Annotated in this window: 18 protein-coding genes, 1 tRNA gene and 1 pseudogene; 14 read left to right on the top strand and 6 right to left on the bottom strand. The window is 72.8% G+C overall.

Annotation, left to right across the window (positions count from 1 at the left end):
* Position 1: 1 nt before the first annotated feature.
* The 5 genes from nadD (at position 2) to ACYVGN_RS03295 (ending at position 4023) form a co-directional block, all read left to right on the top strand.
* Positions 2-601, top strand: coding sequence for a nicotinate-nucleotide adenylyltransferase (gene nadD, locus ACYVGN_RS03315; RefSeq protein WP_460788764.1), 600 nt, complete (start codon positions 2-4; stop codon positions 599-601).
* Positions 598-1944 carry a hypothetical protein gene (locus ACYVGN_RS03310; protein WP_460788762.1) on the top strand — a complete coding sequence of 449 codons (1347 nt, stop codon included), beginning with the start codon at positions 598-600 and terminating at the stop codon, positions 1942-1944. The genes nadD and ACYVGN_RS03310 overlap by 4 nt, the downstream gene beginning before the upstream one ends.
* Complete coding sequence (gene rsfS / locus ACYVGN_RS03305) at positions 1944-2318, top strand: ribosome silencing factor (protein WP_374198160.1); 375 nt, start codon at positions 1944-1946, stop codon at positions 2316-2318. The genes ACYVGN_RS03310 and rsfS overlap by 1 nt, the downstream gene beginning before the upstream one ends.
* Before the next feature lie 71 nt (positions 2319-2389).
* Positions 2390-2465, top strand: a tRNA-Ala gene (locus ACYVGN_RS03300).
* A gap of 82 nt (positions 2466-2547) precedes the next feature.
* Entirely contained in the window at positions 2548-4023 is a 1476-nt protein-coding gene (locus ACYVGN_RS03295) for an MATE family efflux transporter (protein ID WP_460788760.1), read from the top strand.
* A 27-nt stretch (positions 4024-4050) separates the two neighbouring features.
* Here the strand turns inward: ACYVGN_RS03295 and ACYVGN_RS03290 are convergent, their stop codons facing one another.
* On the bottom strand, positions 4051-4749 hold the full coding sequence (locus ACYVGN_RS03290) for a cation:proton antiporter domain-containing protein (protein WP_460788758.1): 699 nt from the start codon (positions 4747-4749) through the stop codon (positions 4051-4053).
* Between the two features lie 701 nt (positions 4750-5450).
* Here ACYVGN_RS03290 and ACYVGN_RS03285 point away from each other — a divergent pair.
* Positions 5451-6345, top strand: a protein-coding gene (locus ACYVGN_RS03285; protein WP_460788756.1) for an IS5 family transposase whose coding sequence is annotated in 2 segments (ribosomal slippage) — positions 5451-5801 and positions 5803-6345 — 894 coding nt in all. Because the reading frame shifts where the segments join, the coding sequence is not laid out codon by codon here.
* 92 nt (positions 6346-6437) lie between these two features.
* Here the strand turns inward: ACYVGN_RS03285 and ACYVGN_RS03280 are convergent.
* On the bottom strand, positions 6438-6860 hold the full coding sequence (locus ACYVGN_RS03280; protein WP_460788754.1) for a hypothetical protein: 423 nt from the start codon (positions 6858-6860) through the stop codon (positions 6438-6440).
* Between the two features lie 365 nt (positions 6861-7225).
* Between ACYVGN_RS03280 and ACYVGN_RS03275 the strand changes: the two genes are divergently transcribed.
* Positions 7226-8509, top strand: a complete 1284-nt coding sequence (locus tag ACYVGN_RS03275; RefSeq protein WP_460788752.1) for an HNH endonuclease signature motif containing protein — start codon at positions 7226-7228, stop codon at positions 8507-8509.
* Positions 8510-8587: 78 nt separating this feature from the next.
* Here ACYVGN_RS03275 and ACYVGN_RS03270 read toward each other — a convergent pair whose 3' ends face one another.
* The gene (locus ACYVGN_RS03270; RefSeq protein ID WP_460788750.1) at positions 8588-8965 is read right to left on the bottom strand and encodes a YdeI/OmpD-associated family protein; all 378 of its coding nucleotides are present in this window, start codon (positions 8963-8965) and stop codon (positions 8588-8590) included.
* Positions 8966-9024: 59 nt separating this feature from the next.
* Between ACYVGN_RS03270 and ACYVGN_RS03265 the strand changes: the two genes are divergently transcribed.
* Complete coding sequence (locus tag ACYVGN_RS03265; protein ID WP_460788748.1) at positions 9025-10032, top strand: nitronate monooxygenase; 1008 nt, start codon at positions 9025-9027, stop codon at positions 10030-10032.
* A gap of 54 nt (positions 10033-10086) precedes the next feature.
* Here the strand turns inward: ACYVGN_RS03265 and ACYVGN_RS03260 are convergent, their stop codons facing one another.
* Positions 10087-11127, bottom strand: a complete 1041-nt coding sequence (locus ACYVGN_RS03260; RefSeq protein ID WP_134746214.1) for an NAD(P)-dependent alcohol dehydrogenase — start codon at positions 11125-11127, stop codon at positions 10087-10089.
* A 70-nt stretch (positions 11128-11197) separates the two neighbouring features.
* The gene (locus ACYVGN_RS03255) at positions 11198-12109 is read right to left on the bottom strand and encodes a PQQ-dependent sugar dehydrogenase (RefSeq protein WP_460788746.1); all 912 of its coding nucleotides are present in this window, start codon (positions 12107-12109) and stop codon (positions 11198-11200) included.
* Positions 12110-12242: 133 nt separating this feature from the next.
* Between ACYVGN_RS03255 and ACYVGN_RS03250 the strand changes: the two are divergent.
* Positions 12243-13376 (top strand): annotated as a pseudogene (locus tag ACYVGN_RS03250) (MFS transporter).
* A gap of 20 nt (positions 13377-13396) precedes the next feature.
* On the opposite strand, the gene ACYVGN_RS03245 reads toward ACYVGN_RS03250, so the two are convergent.
* Positions 13397-13900 carry an O-acetyl-ADP-ribose deacetylase gene (locus ACYVGN_RS03245; RefSeq protein ID WP_134746217.1) on the bottom strand — a complete coding sequence of 168 codons (504 nt, stop codon included), beginning with the start codon at positions 13898-13900 and terminating at the stop codon, positions 13397-13399.
* 64 nt (positions 13901-13964) lie between these two features.
* Here ACYVGN_RS03245 and ACYVGN_RS03240 point away from each other — a divergent pair, with 64 nt between their 5' ends.
* The 5 genes from ACYVGN_RS03240 (at position 13965) to fdhD (ending at position 20329) form a co-directional block, all read left to right on the top strand.
* Positions 13965-14822: an AIM24 family protein gene (locus ACYVGN_RS03240; protein ID WP_460788744.1), complete on the top strand. Its 858-nt coding sequence runs from the start codon at positions 13965-13967 to the stop codon at positions 14820-14822.
* 75 nt (positions 14823-14897) lie between these two features.
* A complete protein-coding gene (locus ACYVGN_RS03235) occupies positions 14898-16010 on the top strand; it encodes a class I adenylate-forming enzyme family protein (protein WP_460788742.1) in 1113 nt (370 codons plus the stop codon).
* The gene (locus ACYVGN_RS03230) at positions 16000-17112 is read left to right on the top strand and encodes an acetyl-CoA C-acyltransferase (protein ID WP_460788740.1); all 1113 of its coding nucleotides are present in this window, start codon (positions 16000-16002) and stop codon (positions 17110-17112) included. Before ACYVGN_RS03235 ends, ACYVGN_RS03230 begins: the two co-directional genes overlap by 11 nt.
* 51 nt (positions 17113-17163) lie before the next feature.
* On the top strand, positions 17164-19470 hold the full coding sequence (locus ACYVGN_RS03225; RefSeq protein ID WP_460788738.1) for an FdhF/YdeP family oxidoreductase: 2307 nt from the start codon (positions 17164-17166) through the stop codon (positions 19468-19470).
* 7 nt (positions 19471-19477) lie between these two features.
* Positions 19478-20329, top strand: coding sequence for a formate dehydrogenase accessory sulfurtransferase FdhD (gene fdhD, locus ACYVGN_RS03220; RefSeq protein ID WP_460788737.1), 852 nt, complete (start codon positions 19478-19480; stop codon positions 20327-20329).
* The last annotated feature ends 2 nt before the right edge of the window (positions 20330-20331 follow it).

Genomic DNA, 20331 nt, shown 5'->3' with positions numbered 1-20331 from the left:
GGTGACGGTGCAGCCGAGGCCTCCGCGGATCGGGGTGATGGGCGGGACGTTCGATCCCATCCACCATGGTCACCTCGTGGCCGCCAGCGAGGTCGCGCAGTCCTTCGACCTCGACGAGGTCGTCTTCGTGCCGACCGGTCACCCGTGGCAGAAGGAGGACGTCTCGTCGGCGGAGAGCCGGTACGAGATGACCGTGATCGCGACCGCCTCGAACCCCCGGTTCACCGTCAGCCGCGTGGACGTCGACCGCGACGGCCCCACCTACACGGTCGACACGCTGCGCGACCTCAAGGCGCAGCGGCCGGACGCCGAGCTCTTCTTCATCACGGGCGCGGACGCCGTGGCGCAGATTCTCAGCTGGAGAGACCACGATGAGCTGTGGGATCTCGCCCATTTCGTCGCGGTCTCGCGTCCGGGGCACATCCTGGACATCGAGGGACTGCCGAGCACCGACGTGAGCCAGCTGGAGATTCCCGCGCTGGCGATCTCGTCGACCGACTGCCGCGACCGAGTGCGCCGCGGATTCCCCGTCTGGTACCTCGTGCCCGACGGCGTCGTGCAGTACATCGCGAAGCATCATCTGTATCGGAGCAAGGCATGAGCACACCGGACCAGCCTTCGCAGCCGCTCACTCGTCGCAGGCTGCGCGAGTTGAAGATGACCGGACAGACCCCGGTGATCACCCCCGAGGACATCGCGCGCGCCGCGGTGCAGCCGGAGCCCGAGGCTCCGGTCGACGAGACCGCGCCCGCCGCTGAGGCCCCCGAGACCGAGGAGACGCCCGAGGCGGAGCCCGCGGACGCAGACAAGCCCTTCGAGTACCCGGTGCTCGCCGCCCAGGCGGACGAGCCCGTGGACCGGCCCGAGACCGCCAAGGCCGAGGAGGCCGCCGCGTTCGATCGCGCCGCGCAGGAGTCGACCGCGCCGGGCACGGGCGGGCGGCCGCTCACGCGCCGGGAGATCCGCGAGCAGGAGCGCCTCCGCACCGCACAGCTCCAGGTCGTCCTGCCGCCCGTCGAGGGCGTGCCGGCCATCCCCGTGCAGGGACCCGAGGAGCGGCCCGCCGAGGACGCGACCCCCGAGCCCGAGGGCGAGGAGGTGCCGCAGGAGGCGCAGCTCGCCGCGATCGAGACCGTCGTCGTCGGCGAGAACGAGACCTCCGTGGTGTACGAGGTCGTCGAGGTCCCGTTCGCCGACGAGCCGCGCGGTGACGCCGAGGGCGCGCAGGACGAAGAGCCTGTCGCCGCGGACGAGGTCCACGAGCTGGTCTACGAGGAAGAGGCTGACGAGCAGGACCGCGCCGAGGACCCGGACGGCGGCGACGTCGAGGCGGCCGAGCCGGCGCACCGGGCGGACGAGGAGTTCGCCGACCGCGCGGTCGAGACCGTGTTCGTCGTCGAGGACGCGCCGACCGGGGAGGTCCGCGCCGCCGAGGAGGAGCAGCAGGGGGCCGCGCCGACGTTCGGCCAGCGGCTGTTCGCTCCCGAGCCCCGTGAGGACCAGCCGGAGTCGTTCGAGCAGATCCTCACGCACGCGGCCGACTCGAGCGGCTCGTCCACGGCCGGCAGCACCCTCATCCTGGCAGCCGACCCGAGCACGATCCCGCTCTCGGCGCCGATCACGGCGACCGGCGAGCTGATCGTCACGAGCTCGCACACGCTGCCCGAGGGCTTCGGCTCCCGCGGTCACGCGCAGGGCGCGCAGGACGGCAAGGAAGTGGATGTCGTGCTTCTCGACGGCGAGCTCCCGCTCGCGTCGTCGCCGATGCCGCTCTCCGCGAGTGACGCGGTGAGCACATCGAAGAGCCCGTCGGAGGTGATCCGCCCGCCGGCACCGGAGAAGACCCACCGCCTGACTCTGCTGCTCGGCATCACGGCGGGCGTCCTGGGCATCGCACTCATCGGCGTGGTGGTCGCCGCCTTCACGACGGGAGTTCTGGGCTGATGGCCTCTGCCGAATCGATCGACATGCTGAAGATCGCCGCGGACGCGGCGTCGTCGAAGGGCGGCGAGGACCTCGTCGCCCTCGACGTGTCGGAGCCGCTGCCGCTGGTGGACGTGTTCCTCCTCGTCACCGGCCGCAGCGAGCGCAACGTCGCCGCCATCGCGGACGAGATCGAGGACAAGCTGCACGAGGCCGGCGTCCGCCGCCTGCGCCGCGAGGGCCGCGCCGAGTCGCGCTGGGTGCTCCTCGACTTCGGCGACCTCGTCGTTCACGTGTTCCACCAGGAGGAGCGCGCCTTCTACGCGCTCGAGCGCCTGTGGAAGGACTGCCCGGTGCTGCCGGTCGAGGTCGACACGACGCGCCCGGCGGAGTGAGCCGATTTCACGTGCGCGTCGACGTGTTGTAAGCTGAATGAGTTGCCCGGGGCTTCTACCGGGCAGCATCTGGGCCTGTGGCGCAGCTGGTAGCGCACCTGCATGGCATGCAGGGGGTCAGGGGTTCGAGTCCCCTCAGGTCCACCAAGAACCCCCGGTCTTCCGGGGGTTTTTCGCATCCCCGGCCGACCCGGGGACCGTCCATCCCCCTCGCCTCCCCGGACTCCGCATGGCCTCCACTCTCACCACGGGCAGCCCGTGGCGCGTCATCCTGTCGTTCACCGTGCCCCTGCTGCTCGGAAACGTCGCGCAGCAGCTGTATCAGTTCGTCGACACCGTGGTGGTGGGGCGCTGGCTGGGTGTCGACGCGCTGGCCGCCGTCGGCGCGACCGGACCGCTGCTGTTCCTCCTGCTCGGCTTCGCATGGGGCCTCACGTCGGGGTTCGCGATCCCGACCGCCCAGGCGTATGGCGCGCGGGACGACGACGCCGTGCGACGGTCGGTCGCATCCGGTGCGATCCTCACCGGCATCGCGAGCGTCGTGATCACCGTGGTGGCCCCGCTCGTGGCGCGGCCCGGGCTGGAGCTGCTGCAGACGCCACCCGAGCTGCTGGAGGCCGCGACGGTGTTCACCCAGGTGAGCTTCCTCGGCGCGGGCGCGACGATGTTCTTCAACCAGCTGTCGGGCATCATCCGCGCGATCGGAGACAGCCGCACGCCGCTGCTGTTCCTCGCTCTCGCGTGCGGGCTCAACGTCGTGCTCGTGATCCTCATGGTCGGCCCGCTCGGGTGGGGCGTCGCCGGAGCGGCGCTCGCGACCGTGCTGTCGCAGGCCGTGTCGGTCGCGCTGTGCCTGCTGTACGTGTGGCGGCGCATGCCCGTGCTGATCGTGCGACGAGCGCAGTGGCGGGTCTCGCGTGCCGACCTCGCCGAGCACCTGCGGCTCGGACTGCCGATGGGCTTCCAGGCGTCGATCATCGCGATCGGCATCCTCACCGTGCAGGTCGCGCTGAACACGCTCGGGTCCGAGGCGGTGGCCGCGTACACGACCGCATCGCGCGTGGACAGCCTCGCTCTCGCGTTCCTGCAGTCGCTCGGCCTCGCGGTGTCGATGTACACGGCGCAGAACCTCGGCGGCGGACGGCCCGACCGGATCCGCCGCGGCGTCGTGCAGGCCGTGCGGATGGCGCTCGTGGGATCCGTGCTGCTCGGCGTCGTGCTCGTCGCGTTCGGCGCCTCGATCATCCGGGTGTTCGTGGGCGACGGCGCAGACGAGGTCGTCGAGCTCGCGCACCTGATGCTCGTGATCAACGGGGTCACGTACTCGTTCCTCGGAGTGCTGTTCGTACTGCGCGGGGCCCTGCAGGGGCTGGGGCAGGCGATGGTGCCCACCGTGACCGGCGTGATCGAGCTCGTGGCGCGCATGTTCGCCGCGATCGCTCTCGGCGCGGTGCTCGGGTTCTTCGGCGTCGCGGCGAGCAACCCGCTGGCGTGGCTCGCGGCGCTGTTCATCCTCGTGCCGGCCTACGTGCGCGCGCACCGCCGCCTGGCGGCCATGCCGATCACCGCCGAGGTGACCACGGCCACGACGCCGATCGCCGTGATCGGCCCCACGGACGGGTCCATGGTCGTCGACGCCGTGCTCACCGCGCCGGTTCCGGTGGTCGTGCCGCGGCGGATGCCGTTCGCGCGGTCCCGGCGCTGAGCGGCTGATCTCGGGCTGACCGTCGGGTCAGACGGGCGTCTCCACCTCGCCGTCGCCCCGCTCTGCCGCGCGACGGCGCCGCGTCCGGTCCAGCACGGCCATCGCGGGAGTCGCCGCGACCCCGTGGATCAGGACCGATCCCAGGATGACGAGCGACACGACGGCCCACAGGCGCTCGGCTCCCGGGAACTCGCCGTTCTGCAGCGCATAGGCGATGTAGAACAGCGACCCCACGCCGCGCACGCCGAAGAAGGCGATCACGCCGCGTTCGCGCGGACCGGTCTTGCCGGGGGTGAGGCCGAGCCACCCCGTGACGGGCCGGATCACCAGGAGGAGGACGGCGGCGAAGAGGACGTCGGGGACGGTGATCGACTCGAGCAGTCCGCGCGCCACGGCTCCGCTCAGCAGGATGAGCACGACGACCGTGAGCAGACGCTCGATCTGCTCCACGAACGTGTGGAGCACCGAGTGCAGCCCGTGCGTGTGCTCGCCCGCGCGGATCGTGCACGCGCACACGAACACCGCGATGAATCCGTAGCCCTCCGCCACCTCCGCCAGGCCGTACGCGAGGAACGTGGCACCGAGCGCCACGAAGCCGTCAGCGCGCTCGGCGAAGCCCAGGCGCTCGGCGATGGACGAGAAGAACAGCCGTCGGAGCGCCCATCCGACGGCCAGCCCCGCGGCGAGCCGATGCCGATCCGCCAGAGCACGTCGACCAGCAGCCATTCACCGAGCCAGCCGGAGGGCGCGATGCCCGCCAGGCTGACCGCTATCGCGGCGTACGTGAAGGGGAACGCGAGGCCGTCGTTGAGCCCCGCCTCCGACGTGACCGCGAAGCGCGCCTCGTCGTCGTCGCTGCCCTCCTCGGTGAGGGGCTCGCTGACCTGCACCTCGCTCGCCAGCACCGGATCGGTCGGTGCGAGCGCCGCGGCCAGCAGCAGGGCGGCGGCCGCGCCCAGCCCGAGGCCCCACCAGCCGACGATGGCCACAGCGACGATCGAGAGGGGCACGTGATTCCCAGCAGCCGCCACGTCGTCGACCACGTGCGCCACGCGAACCTCCGGTTGATCGCCAGCCCGGCGCCCATCAGTGACACGATCACGCAGACCTCGGTGATGTGCAGCGCGAGCTCGGGGTGTGCGATCGGATCGGGGTCCGGAAGGCCGGGGAAGAGCGCGAAGGCGCCCATGCCGGCCGCGACGAACACCATGGGCATGGATACGGGCACCCTGCCCAGCAGGCGCGGCAGGAGCGCCGCCACCAAGGTCGCGATGCTCGCCGCGAGGTACAGCAGGCCCACCGGATCCAACGCCATCCCGCCATCCTCGTCGCGGTGGCGTGCAGGCGCGAGCACTGGCGACGTCGCCTGCGTGTGTGCTAGGGCGTGTCTGACAAATAGTTCGGCGGCGCGCTGAGAGTCTGAGGTCGTGACGCGGTTTCAGGTGCTCTCGGATGCTCAGTGGTCGTTGCTCGAGGAGATGCTGCCGCGCCCGACCGGGCGCAGGGGACGGCCCTTCGCGGACGCGCGGTTGATGGTCGAGGGCATCGTCTACCGGTATCGGTGCGGGATCGCGTGGCGGGATCTGCCGGAGGTGTTCGGGCCGTGGCAGACGGTATGGACCTGGCATCACCGCATGGCCACGGAAGGCACCTGGGACAAGGTGCTCGCCACACTCACCGCCGCCGCGGACGAGGCGGGGCTGGTGGAGTGGTCGCTGTCGGTGGACTCCACGATCGCCCGCGCGCATCAGCACGCGACGAACACGAAGCGCCTCACAGGGGGCTGGATCGAATTACACGAATCCGGGCGTCGAGCCGCCTGATCACGCGGTCGGCCGCTCCCGAGGCGGCCTGTCGACGAAGATCCACCAGCTCGTCGACGGCAACGGGCTCCCGCTGGTCGCGCTGCTGACAGCAGGCCAGGCCGGGGACTCGCCGATGTTCCTGCCGCTGATGGGACACCTGCGTGTCGCCCGTCCCGTCGGCCGGCCCCGCACTCGTCCGGACGCGGTCCGGGGTGACAAGGCGTACTCATCCCGCGCGATCCGCGGGCATCTACGCGCCCGCGGGATCAAGGCCGTGATCCCCGAGCCGTCCGACCAGCAAGGCCACCGCAAGCGCCGCGGCTCACGCGGCGGACGCCCCGTCGGCCTCGACGCCGCCGACTACAAGGGCCGCAACGTCATCGAGCGCCGCTACTGCCACATCAAGCAATGGCGAGGACTCGCCACCCGCTACGACAAACTCGCGATCACCTACCGGGCCGCTGTCATCCTCAACGCCGTCATCGCCTGGACCCGGCAATTGTCAGACACACCCTAGCCGGGTCGGGTTCGGACGGCTCGCATCCGCTCGAACGCTCCGGCGCGACCGACACAGCGCTGACAGATGTGAACGCATCGCGCTGACAGGCGTCACGCGCTCGGTGGTGACCAATCTCTCGGCCCCTGCGCGGGCTTGATCGGTTCGACCCAGCCCGCTTTCGAGAGACGAATGGCTGATCTCGGTTCGGACGGCCAGACGCCGCCGCGGTGCATATTCACACCAGACCGGGCGGCGGCGTGCGAATAATCGGATCGGGCCCGACGCTCATTCTGGCGCTCGGTCAGCCGCAGCACGATTTCCGCGTGATAGGCCAACCGTGCGTCGGGGCGGAGCCGGAGGAACGACTTCGCCCATTGCCGGTCCCAATCGGCCGCGCAGAGGCAGGCGAGCACGAGGGGCCCGAAGATCAGGGACAGTCGCACCTGCTGTTCAGCCTCGGGAGGAAATGCGCCCGCGATCGCATTGATGGTCAGGCTCAGCGCGTCCAAGGCGTTGCGAATCAATTCGACCATTTCCGCCATTTCCTCGATCGCGCAAGCCGTCCCGCACATTGTGGCACGAAGGTCGAAGCAGTTGGGAAGACAGTATGTGAGCCGCCCCCCCCCCGAATTCACGTGGGTCCGAAAGGATTCGTACGTCGGCGTCGGCCTCGCCGGAATCGCATAGGCGCATCATGGTGTCGACGGTCACTGGGAGCATCGACGCCGGCTGCGCCGCCTCGCTCGTCCTGAGGGTCGACACGGCGACCGCGCCCGGCGCTGACGTCCTCTGGCAGCGGACCGGACATCGGCGGTCCTCGTCTCAGTCGCTCATTGCCGTTCCCCACAGGCTGCGCGACATTCGAACGAATGTCCGAGGCCCCTGGGATGATGGGGGCATGCCACGGTTCACGGATGCGGATGCCTCGGGGTGGGAGTTCACGCCCGGTGAGTTGGCGCGGACGCGGGAGATCGTGGAGCGGCTGAAGGCGATCCGGGTCGAGCGGGCGGGGCTGGATGCCGAGGAGGCGGCGCTGCAGGCGGAGGCGATGGGCATCGCGATCGACCAGATCGGGCGGATGCCGGATGCGAGCGTGTACGAGTTCCCGGTCCGGTCCATGGCCGCCGAGCTCGCGCTGGCGACGAGGGAGTCGCCCCGCGCGGTGCAGGGCCGGATGGATCGCGCGCACACGCTGGTGACCCGGTTCCCGGCGACGCACGCGGCGCTCGGGGAGGGGCGGATCACCTCCCGGCACGCGCAGCTGATCGTGGAGGCTGGTGCGGACCTCGATGAGGATGCGGTGCGGGCGGCGTTCGAGTCGGAGATCCTCCCGCTGGCGGAGAGGACGACCCCGTATCGCACCAAGGCGCTGGCTGCGCGGGTGGCGGAGAAGCATCAGCCGGTGTCCGCGACCGTGCGGCATGAGGAGGCGCGGGAGCGGCGGGGCACGTGGGTGGAGGACCAACCGGACGGGCAGGCGGTGCTGTGCATCAGCGGCCCCGCGTACGTGATCCACGCGGCCCATGACCGGCTGACCGCGCAGGCCCGGGTCGTGAAACGCGCCCGCGGCGGGTCAGAGGACCCGGCGGTCGCCGCGGACGAGCGCGACCTGGGGCGGCTGCGGGCGGACCTCGCACTGGATCTGCTGCTGTCGGCCATGCCGTCGGGTCACCCGGTCGAGCAGCACATCAACGCGAGCATCGAGGTCACCATCCCGGTCACCACCCTCGCCGGTCTCGACGACGAGGCGGCCCTGTTGGCGGGGTACGGGCCGATCGACGCGGACACCGCCCGCCGCCTGGCGGCGGGTGCGGTGGGGTGGGAGCGGCTGTTCCTCCACCCCGACACCGGGGCCCTGCTCACCGTGGACCACCGCACCCCGACGGCGGCGCAGCGGCGGTACCTGCTGGCGCGGGATGGGACGTGCCGGGTCCCGGGGTGCGCCACCAAGGCGAAGCACTGCGACATTGACCACACCATCCCGTGGTCCAAGGACGGGCCCACCAGCGTCGAGAACACGGCGCACCTGTGCGAGCCGCATCACATGATGAAGCACCACTCGCCCTGGGACGTCGACCAGGTCGGCCGCGGCATCCTCCGATACCGCAGCCCGGCCGGGTACGAGTACTTCGACACCCCGTACCGCATCGAATACGCCGGTGGCGGCGCACCACCCTTCTGACGTGCGGGGCGGCTGAGTGCCGAGCGTCAGCACCCAGTGCCGGCGGGCGCTCGGGCGCCTGACCGCCACCCGTCGCCGTCACGTCCACGGGTGGTCCCACCGTCCGTCCGCCTGCGCCGTCGCGACCTCGGCGAGCCCGCCGGGGCGCATCCGGCCCTCGGCGATCAGCCGCTCGACCTTCGAGATGTTGAGGCGGGACCACTTCGACGCCGGGCGCCGCCGCGCGTATCGCTGCAGGTAGGTCTCCTCGTCGCCGCCGCGGCGGACGGCGGAGACCCATCCGAAGCAGAGCCCCACGTCCACCAGCTCGTCCGAGCTGAGCGAGGCGGGCACGACGCCCTTCCGCGTCAGCCGGAGCCACACGACCCGGGTCTCGGGCCCGGCCTGCTCGAAGAACGCCTCCACGTCGGCCACCGACGGGCGGTCGAGAACGGGTTCGCCGTCGATCTCCGTCATGGCGGCACGCTACTGCGCACATCGGACATCGCGGGGAGCGCGGCGGGCAGGATGGACGCATGAGCCTCCCCGAGCCGCTGTCGCGCAGCAAGCCGGTGTTCGCCGCCCCGATGGCGGGCGGCCCGAGCACGCCGGCGCTGGTGATCGCGGCGGCGCGCGCCGGCCACTTCGCGCAGCTCGCCGCCGGATACAAGGCCGTCGACGCGCTGCGCACGGACATCGGGGCGGTGCGCGAGGCGGGAGTCGACCTGTTCGGCGTGAACCTCTTCGTGCCGAACATCCATCGCATCGACGACGCGGCGTACGCCCGCTACTGGGAGCGCATCGCGCCGAGCGGGACGTCGATGCCCGCGAAGACCGAGGACGACGACGCCTGGGGCGCGAAGGTCGAGCTGCTGCTGGCCGACCCCGTGCCCGCCGTCAGCTTCACATTCGGCCTTCCCGAGCGCACGGTGATCGACGCCTTCCGCGACGCCGGCACGCTGGTCCTGCAGACCGTCACGTCGGCCGCCGAGGCGCGGAGCGCGATCGACGCCGGCATCGATGTGCTCGTCGTCCAGGGATACGGGGCCGGCGGCCACTCCGGCGTGTGGGAGGCCGGGGTGCTCCCGGCAGCGGTCCCGCTTGTCGACCTCGTGCGGGGCATCCGGGAGGCCGTGGCCGCTCCCATCGTCGCGACAGGAGCGGTGTCGCGCCGCGATCAGGTCGCCGAACTGCTCGATGGGGGCGCTGACGCCGTGGCGGTGGGCACGATGCTGCTCCGGGCGCGCGAGAGCGGCACGTCGGCTGTGCACCGCGCGGCGCTCGCGGATCCCGCGTTCACGCGCACGGAGCTCACGCGCGCGTTCACGGGGCGGCCCGCGCGGGCGCTCGCGAACCGCTTCGTCGAAACCCACTCGGCGCACGCGCCGTCGGGCTATCCCGCGATCCACCACCTGACCCGCGCGATGCGGGCGGACGCCGCGGCGCGCGGCGACAGCGGAGCGGTGCACCTGTGGGCGGGCGAGGGCTGGCGGGACGCCAGGGAAGCGCCTGCGGCGGAGATCCTCCGCGACCTGACGCCGTGAGCGGCGGCGCGATCGGCCGGCCGACGGGGCCGTCGATCGCGCCGCGCTCAGGGCCTACAGGGTCGCGGCGTCGATCACGAAGCGGTAGCGGACGTCGCTCGAAAGCACGCGCTCATACGCGTCGTTGATCTGCGTCGCCTCGATGAGCTCGATCTCGGGCGCGATCCCGTGCTCCGCGCAGAAGTCGAGCATCTGCTGCGTCTCGGCGATCGACCCGATCGTCGAGCCGGAGAACGAGCGGCGGTTCGCGAACAGCGTGAAGAGGGTGACGGGCAGCGGCTCCGGCGGGGCGCCCACGTTCACCATGGTGCCGTCGAGCGCGAGCAGCGACAGGTAGCGGTCGACGTCGAGGGGCGCGCTGACCGTGTTCACGATGAGGTCGAACCGGTTGGCGAGCCGCTCGAAGGTCTCGGGGTCCTCGGTCGCGAAGCATTCGGATGCGCCGAACGCGATCGCGTCGTCCTGCTTGGCGAGCGACCGGGACAGCACCGCGACCTCGGCGCCCATCGCGGCGGCGATCTTGACGGCCATGTGGCCGAGGCCGCCCAAGCCGACCACCGCGACGCGCTTGCCCGGTCCCGCGTTCCAGTGCGCGAGCGGCGAGTACGTGGTGATCCCCGCGCAGAGCAGGGGAGCGGCGGCCTCGTACGGGATCGCCTCCGGCACCTTCAGCACGAAGTCGGCGTCGACGACGATGTGCGTCGCGTAGCCGCCCTGCGTGATCGTGCCGTCGACGTCCATCCCCGCGTAGGTCTGGATGTTGCCCTTGAGGCAGTAGTTCTCCATGCCGGCCCGGCAGTTCTCGCACTCGCGGCACGAGTTGACCATGCAGCCGACGCCGACCCGGTCGCCGACCGCGTGCCGCGTGACCTCCGGGCCGACCTCGACGACCTCGCCCACGATCTCGTGCCCGACGACCTGCGGGTAGGCGATCGGCCCCCACTCGCCGCGGACCGTGTGGATGTCGCTGTGGCAGATGCCCGCGTAGCGGATGGCGATCAGCACGTCGTTCGCGCCGACGTCGCGCCGCTCGATCGTGATCGGCACGAGCGGCTCGGTGGCGGACGGGGCGGCATAGGCGTTCACGGTGAGCATGTGGTCCACGTTAGGCCGCTCATCGGGCCACGGGCTCCGATCGCGTCGGCATCGGCCCCGTGCCCCGGCATCAGCGGGGTTCGATCGCGAGGATCCGGTCGTCGCCCCCTGTCGGCGTGCCGCGGCCGTCCGTGTTGTTCGTCAGGATCCAGAGCTCGCCGGACGGCGCGACCGCGACGTCGCGCAGGCGGCCGTACTCGCCCGCGAAGAGCTCGGAGGAGGTCGACGGGTCGGAGACCGGCACCGTCCGCAGCACCGCGCCGCGGAGGTTCGCGATGTAGACCGTGCCGTCGGCCCACGCGATGCCCTGCGGGTTGCGGTGCCCGAAGCTGTAGACGAGGGAGCCGCCGAAGGGATTGTCGTCCGGGACGTCGCCGTCGGGCGTCATGCGGACGATCTTGCCCGCGAGGCTCTCGAGATCCTGCGCGGCCGCGCGGTCGCCCGCGTCTCCGGCCGTGGCGTAGAGCATGCCGTCGGGCCCGAACGCGATCCGGCCGCCCGAGTGGACGCTCGCGGAGGGCAGCCGGTCGACGATCGTCTCGCCCCCGCCGAGGCGCAGCGATCCCGGGTCGCCGTCGATCGCGTACCGCTGGATCCGGTTCCCGTCGGCGGCGGTGGAGTACACGTAGAGGCGGTCGCGGTCGTCGACCGCGACCCCCAGCAGCCCGGACTCGCCGAACGCGGTGACGTCATCGATCGTGCCCACGACCCGTGCGCCGGCGCCCGTCAGCTCCAGGATCTCGCCGGTGTCGCGGGCGCTGATGAGCGCCGTGTCTCCGAGGAACGCGATCGACCACGGGGCGTCGAGACCCTCGGCGATCACCCGCGGCGAGGCGGGCTCCGCCGGCGTCGTCGAGCCGCGAGGGACGGATGCGGTCGCCGACGGCGCCGGCGTCTTGGCTGCGTCGGGGCCGCACCCGGCGAGTGCGAGCGATGCGGCGACGCCGATCAGCGCCAGGAGCGCTCGTCGCGAGGTGCTCATGCCCCGACGCTAGGCGATCCGCGCGCCGGCGGCACCCGTCTCACGCCAACCGCCCGCGGCTCGCGTCCTGGGCGGCGAGCGGCCGCGCGCAGGACCCGCCCTCGGTGTCCGCTCCCGGGCGCAGCCTGCAGGGGTGACGACGGGGGCTGCGACCACGGATGACGGCACGCGCGTGCGCCGCCGGGTGCTCGCGATCGCGATCCTGGCCTCGTCCGTCGCGTTCCTCGACTCGAGCATCGTCAACGTCGCCCTGCCGGCGATCCGCGGGGAGCTGGGCGGGGGCTCGCGGGACAGCAGTGGGTGGTCAACGCCTACCTGGTCACGCTCGGCGCGCTCATCCTGGTCGCCGGCTCGCTCAGCGACCTGTACGGGCGCCTGCCGGTCCTGCGCATCGGACTGATCGGGTTCCTCGTGGCATCGCTCGCGATCGCGGCGGCGCCGTCCATCGAGTTCCTCGTCGTGGCGCGCGCCGTGCAGGGCGTCGCCGGCGCCCTGCTCGTGCCGAGCTCGCTCGCGCTGATCACCCCCCAGTTCGACGAGGCGGCCCGGGGTCGCGCGATCGGCGCGTGGACGGCCGCCACCAGCCGGCGGTCCTCGCAGCGGCGCCGCGGGCGTCGTTCTGTTCGCCGGCTTCCTGTTGCGGCAGGCGCGGGCGGCGCATCCGATCATGCCGCTCGCGCTGTTCCGCATCCGGAACTTCTCGGCCGGCAACCTCGCGACGACGTTCATCTACGCGGCGCTCGCGCTCAACGGGTTCGCGGTCGTCGTCTACCTCCAGGAGGGCGCGGGGCTGTCCGCCACGCTCGCGGGACTCGCGTCGCTGCCCGTGACCGTGATCATGGTGCTCGGCAGCTCCCACGTCGGCGGATGGTCCGCGCGCTGGGGCGCGCGCATCTTCATGACGGTCGGCCCGGCCGTCATGGCTGCCGGGGCGGCGCTGCTGCTGACGGTCGGCCGGCCCTTCGACTACTGGCTGCAGGTGCTGCCCGGGATCGTGCTGCTGGGGGTCGGGCTGACCCTGACCGTCGCCCCGCTGACGAGCGCGGTGCTCGGCTCGGTCGACGCGGAGCGCTCCGGCATCGCCTCGGCGGTCAACAACGCGGTCGCGCGGGTGGCCGGGCTGCTGGTGGTCGCGGTGATCGCGGTGATCGCCGGGGGAGACCTCGATCTGGCGGGCTTCCATCGGGTCGCGGTCGCGACCGCCGTGCTGTTCGCGGCCGGCGCTCTCGCGTCGTGGGCCGGCATCCGCGACCGTCGCGGAACCTGATCCTCCGCGAGGATGCCGGGTCAGCCCGCGTCGAGCACCGCGGAGATGCGGGCGAACGTCGCGGCGTCGTACGCCACGAGGCGGATGTCCTCGACGCCGGTGTCGGCGGAGCGGAGCGTATCGACCGCCGCGCGGATCGCGTCGTCCTTCGGCCACCCGTACACGCCGGCGCTGATGAGCGGGAACGCGATGGAGCGGACTCCGAGCTCGTCGGCGACCTCGAGCGAGCGCCGGTAGCAGCTCACGAGGAGGGCGCGGTCCCGCTGGCCCGCGGCGTGGTTCGGGCCGACGGTGTGGATCACCCAGCGTGCCGGGAGGTCGCCCGCCGTGGTCCAGCCTGCGTCCCCCGTGGCGAGGCCGTGCGGGAAGCGAGCGATGCAGTCGCGCAGGATGGCCGGGCCGCCCGCGCGGTGGATCGCGCCGTCGACGCCGCCTCCGCCGCGCATGGCGTTGTTCGCGGCGTTGACGATCGCGTCGACGGGCTGCGTGGTGATGTCCCCCTGCACGGCGGTGAGCTCGGCCATGACTCGATTGTGCTCCTGCGCGGGCGTCGCGCGGCGGTAGTGTCGCTCGCGAGAGGAGCGCGACATGGACGCTGGCTGGTTTCCGGATCCGACGGGGCACGCGGAGCTGAGGTGGTGGGACGGCACGGCGTGGACCGAGCACGTCTCGACCGGCGGCGTCGTCACGACCGCGCCGCTCACGCCCGCCCAGACGGCGCCGGCCGACGCCGGCGCGCCCGGCGCTCAGGCCGGGCAGCCGGTCGGCCGCGGGGACGCGGGCATCACGGGGGAGCTGATCTCGGGCACCCATGCCGAGGTGTCGGGCACCGGCCCCGCGAACCAGAACGAGAAGATGCTGCGGGTCGGGCTCGGCGAGCCGTTCCTGGCCCGTCAGGGATCGATGGTCGCCTACCAGGGCGAGGTCGACTTCGCGTATCAGGGCGGCGGCGTCGGCCGGTTCCTCAAATCGCAGCTGACGGGCGAGGGTCTGTCCCTCATGCGGGTGTCGGGGCGCGGCGACGTGTTCCTGGCGAACGAGCAGGCGGAGGTGCACATCCTGCACCTCGACGACTCGGGCATCTCGATCAACGGGCGCAACGTGCTGGCGTTCTCCGAGACGCTGCAGTGGAGCATCGAACGCGTCCAGGGCGCCGGCATGATGACCGGCGGCCTGTTCAACACGACCCTGCGCGGCACCGGGTGGGTCGCGATCACCACGGCCGGACCGCCCGTCGTGCTGAACGCCGCCGAGGCGCCCACGTACGCCGACACCAACGCGGTGGTCGCCTGGTCGGCGAGCCTGCAGACCACCCTGAAGTCGTCGTTCAAGGCCGGCGCGCTCATCGGCCGCGGGTCGGGCGAGGCCGTGCAGGTCGCCTTCGCCGGATACGGCTTCGTGATCGTGCAGCCGTCGGAGGGCGTCACGGCGGCTCCGACGTCCTAGTCGGCGCGGCACGGTTTCTCCCCGCCGCCGTAGACTGAACGCTGTTCGGGTGGCGGTCGACGGGAGCGGGGACGGATGAGGCTGGTGCCGATCCGCGGCGGTTCGCCCGTCGAGGTCGCAGCGCGCGTCGCGCGGGCGCGCGCCGGCGGCGGCGTGCCCCTCGTCGGCGACGACCGCTGGTCACCCGAGCACTGGGAGCGGGTCACGGCCGCGGCTGCGGCGGTCGCGCCCCGTCCGGGGATCGCCTGGGCGGCCGTGACGAGCGGCAGCAGCGGAACGCCGCGCATCGTGCTCCGCACGCACGAGTCCTGGGCCGCGTCCTTCCCCGTGGTGTCGGAGCTGCTGCAGGCCGACCCGGAGGATGTCGTGGCCCTGCCCGCGCCGCCCGTGTCGTCCCTCACGCTGTTCTCGCTCGCCCACGCCGCGGAGGGCGGACCCCGCCCGGCCCTGCCGCGCAGGCACGCGGCCGTGCCCGGCGACTTCGCCGACGCCACGTGCTTCCACGGCACCCCGCAGGCGCTCCGGGCGCTGCTCGACGCCGGGGCGCCGCGGGGTCTGCGCGCCGCGCTCGTCGGAGGCTCCCACCTCGACCCCGCGCTCCGCGCCCGCGCGGCAGATCAGGGCATCCGCGTCGTGTCGTACTACGGCGCGGCCGAGCTGTCGTTCGTCGCGGCGGACGCGGGCGACGGGCTCGCCCCGCTGCCGGGCGTCGACCTCGACATCCGCGCCGGCGAGCTGTGGGCGCGGTCGCCGTATGTCGCGGCGTCGTACGCCGACGGCCCGCTCCGCACGGCCGGGGCCTGGGTGACCGCCGGGGACCGCGCGGAGCTGCGCGACGGACGCCTGCGCCTCCTCGGTCGGTCGGACGACGCGATCCTCTCGGCCTCCGCAACCGTCGTGCCGGAGGAGGTCGAGGCGCAGCTGCGCGCCCTTCCGGGGGTGCGCGACGCCGTGGTCGTGGGTCTGCCGCACCCGGCGCTCGGCGCCATGGTCGCGGCCCTGATCGAGCCCGACGGCGATCTCGATGCGGACGGCCTGCGCGCCGCGGCCGCCGCGCAGCTCGCGCCCGCGCATCGCCCGCGCCGGTGGTTCGCGGGCGAGGCTCCGCGCACGGCGTCCGGCAAACCCGCGCGGTCGGTCCTCGTCGCGCGCATCCTCGCGGGGGAGGTGCGTCCGCTTGGGCGCTGACCCGGTGATCGTCGCCGCGCGCCGCACGCCGATCGCGACGCGGGGCCGGGGGCTCGCGGCCGTCGACGTGGCCGCCCTCGCCACGACGGCCGTGGCCGCGGCGCACGCCGACGCGCAGGCCGTGCTCGGCGCCGTGGACGTGGCCGACGTGGTGCTGGGGAACTGCATGGGCCCGGGCGGCAACCCCGCGCGGCACGCCGCACTCGCGGCCGGCCTCGGGGCGCACGTCCCCGGGGCCACGATCGACCGGCAGTGCGGCAGCGGGCTCGCGGCGATCGTGGACGCGGCGGTGGCCGTGCGGGTCGACCCTCGGGTCCGGATCGCGGGCGGTGCCGAGAGCGCCTCGACCGCGCCGGTCCGCTCCCTGAACGGGGTGCCGTACGCCCGCGCGCCGTTCGCCCCTTCCGGGTTCCCCGACCCCGACATGCTCGCCGCGGCGGAGGATCTCGCGCGGCACGACGGCATCTCGCGGGAGCGGCAGGATGCGCATGCGGCCCGCAGCCACGCGAGGGCGCGCGCCGCGCGCGACTCGGGCCGGTTCGCCGACGAGCTCGCCGCGGTGGGTGCCGCGCGGGCCGACGACGGGATCGGCGCGGGGGAGCGGGTGCTCGCCCGGCTGACGCCGCTGTTCCCCGGAGGCTCGGTCACGGCGGGCAACTCCACACGCGTGAGCGATGGCGCCGCCGCCGTGGTGATCGCTCCGGCCGGCGTCGGCGCACCGGGCCTCGCGGTCCGCGCGCACGGGATCGTGGGCTGCGACCCGGCCCTGCCGGGGATCGGCGCGGCTCCGGCCGTGTCGGCCGCCCTGGCGTCCGCCGGCCTGTCGGAGGGCGACATCACGGCCTTCGAGATCGTGGAGGCGTTCGCGTCGCAGAGTCTCGCGGTGCTCGACCGGCTCGGAATCGCGGAGGACGACCCGCGCGTGTGCGCCCACGGCGGGGCGCTCGCGCTCGGCCACCCGTGGGGTGCCAGCGGCGCCGTCGCGGTCGTCCGGCTCTTCAGCAGGCTGGTGCGTGCGGGCGCCCCGCGCGGCGCGCTCGGCGTCGCCGCCGCATCGGTGGGCGGAGGGCTCGGCGTCGCGCTGGTGGTCGAGGCGGTCTGACCCCGGCCCCCGGCGACGGGGTTAGCATGGCGGCAGACCGAGGGAGAAACCATGGCGACGAAGCCCCCCACGCACGACATCGACGAGTCCCGACTGACGGTCGAGGAACGCGAGGAGTACGCCGTCGGCGTCCCCGCCGTGCTGCACGCCCTCAAGATCTCGTTCGAGCAGATGGGCGTGCTGCGCAGCGCGCGGACGCTGCTGCGCGTCAACCAGAAGGACGGATTCGACTGCCCCGGCTGCGCGTGGCCCGAGGAGGACCGCCGGCACGCCGCGGAGTTCTGCGAGAACGGGGCCAAGGCCGTCGCCGAGGAGGCCACGCTGCGCCGGGTCGGCCCCGCGTTCTTCGCCCACCACAGCGTGGCCGAGCTGCGCGAGCGCGACGACTGGTGGCTCGGTCAGCAGGGCCGCCTGACGCACCCGATGCTGCTCGAGGAGGGCGGCACGCACTACCGCCCGATCTCATGGGACGCGGCGCTCGGCGAGATCGCCACCGCGCTGCGCGACCTCGACGACCCGGACGACGCCGTGTTCTACACGTCCGGCCGCACGTCCAACGAGGCCGCGTTCCTGTACCAGCTGCTCGTGCGGGGCCTGGGCACCAACAACCTGCCCGACTGCTCGAACATGTGCCACGAGTCGAGCGGATCCGCGCTCACCCAGACGATCGGCATCGGCAAGGGAACCGTCTCGATCGTCGACATCCACGACGCCGACCTGCTGATCGTCGCCGGTCAGAATCCGGGCACCAACCACCCGCGCATGCTCAGCGCGCTCGAGAAGGCCAAGGAGAAGGGCGCGACGATCATCGCGGTCAACCCGCTCCCCGAGGCGGGCCTGTTCCACTTCAAGAACCCGCAGACTCCCAAGGGCGTGCTGCTGGGCGGCACGAAGCTCGCCGACGACTTCGTCCAGATCCGGCTCGGCGGCGACCAGGCGCTCTTCCAGGCGATCGGCAAGCACCTGCTCGAGGTCGAGGGGCGCGAGGGCGGCGTGCTCGACCACGCGTTCATCCGCGAACACACCGCCGGCTTCGACGACTACGCCGCTCACGTGGCGTCCGTCGGGTGGGAGCACCTGACCGAGGCGACCGGCATGAGCGAGGAGCGGCTGCGCGAGGTGGCCGAGCGCGTGCGCGCGTCGACCTCGACGATCGTGTGCTGGGCCATGGGCCTCACGCAGCACAAGCACTCGGTGGCGACGCTGCGCGACGTCGTCAACGTGCTGCTGCTGCAGGGCAACATCGGCCGGCCCGGCGCGGGCGTCTGCCCGGTGCGCGGACACTCCAACGTCCAGGGCGACCGCACGGTCGGCATCTACGAGAAGCCCTCCGAGGCGTTCCTCGCCGCGCTCGACCGGGAGTTCGCGTTCACGGCGCCGCGCGAGCACGGCTACGACACCGTCGAAGCCATCCGCGCCATGCGCGACGGCCGCGTGAAGGTCTTCATGGGCATGGGCGGGAACTTCGTCAGCGCGACGCCCGACACGCGGGTGGTCGAGGAGGGCATGTCGCGGGTGGGCCTCACCGTGCAGGTGTCGACCAAGTTGAACCGGTCGCACGTCGTGCACGGACGGCGCGCGATCATCCTGCCGACGCTGGGCCGGACGGATCGCGACCGCCGCGGCGGCGTGGACCAGCGCGTCACCGTCGAGGACTCCATGGGCGCGGTGCACGGCTCGCGGGGCCGGCTCGCGCCGCCCAGCGACGACATGCTGAGCGAGGTGGCCATCCTGGCCCGGCTGTGCGAGCTCGTGTTCGCGGATCGCGCGGACGCCCCGCACGCCGACTGGCGCGCACTCGAGACCGACTACGCGACGATCCGCGGGCACATCTCGCGCGTCATCCCGGGGTTCGAGGACTACGACCAGCGGATCGAGAAGGGGCGCACGTTCTTCCTGCCGAACGGCCCGCGCGACGAACGGCGCTTCCCGACCCACAACGGCAAGGCGAACTTCACGGCGAACCCGCTCGAGTACCCCGTGATCCCCGAGGGCCGCCTGCTGCTGCAGACGCTGCGCTCGCACGACCAGTACAACACCACGATCTACGGCAAGGACGACCGCTACCGCGGCATCCACGACGGGCGCCGGGTGGTGCTCATCCACCCCGAGGACATCCGGGAGCTCGGGTTCGCCGAGGGCGAGCTGGTCGACCTCGTGTCCGAGTGGACGGGGCCGGGCGGCCCCGAGGAGCGCCGCGCGGAGGAGTTCCGGCTCGTGCCGTACGACACGCCGCGCCGCAACGCCGCCGCGTACTACCCCGAGACGAACGTGCTGGTGCCGCTGGACTCGACGGCCGATGTGAGCGGGACGCCGACCTCGAAGGCCGTGGTCGTCCGGCTCGAGAAGCGCCCCTAGGAGCGCCATGGGACGCATCACGCAGCGCCGGCCGGTCATGAGGATCTCCCTGTCCGGCGCCACGACGCGACGGCCCGACACGCTCGCCGTCGAGGAGCCGCTCGAGATCCGCGTCGCCGGCGAGCCGCTCGCCGTCACGATGCGCACGCCCGGGCACGACGTGGAGCTCGCCGCGGGGTTCCTCGTCTCGGAGGGAGTGGTGCGCTCCGGCGCGGACTTCCGCTCCGCGATCCACTGCGGCGGGCCGGGCACGGGCGGCATGGAGAACACGTACAACGTGCTCGACGTCGCCCTCGCACCGGGCGTCGAGCCGCCGAGCACCGACCTGGCGCGCAACTTCTACACGACGAGCTCGTGCGGCATGTGCGGCAAGGCGAGCATCGAGGCAGTCGCGACGGTGTCGGCGTACGACCTGGCGCAGGACGACGTGCGGGTCGCGGCCGAGACGCTCGCGAGCCTGCCGGATGCGCTGCGCGCGCACCAGGACGTCTTCGACAAGACCGGCGGACTGCACGCCGCCGGCCTGTTCGACGCCGAGACGGGGGAGCTCGTCGTGCTGCGCGAGGACGTCGGCCGGCACAACGCCGTCGACAAGGTCGTGGGGTGGGCGGTCATGAACGACCGCCTGCCGCTGCGGCGGCACGTCCTCATGGTCTCGGGACGGGCCAGCTTCGAGCTCGCGCAGAAGGCGGTGATGGCGGGGATCCCTGTGCTCGCCGCGGTGTCCGCGCCGTCGTCGCTCGCCGTCGAGCTCGCGACCGAGCAGGGCCTGACGCTCGTGGGCTTCCTGCGGGGCGACCACATGAACGTGTACGCGGGAGCGGAGCGCGTGATCGTGCCGGTGCCGGCCGCCGGCTGAGC

The sequence above is a fragment of the Microbacterium lacusdiani genome, from assembly GCF_054779895.1.
Note: the sequence above shows the minus strand (reverse complement) of the source record. Positions and strands in the feature narration are given on the sequence as shown.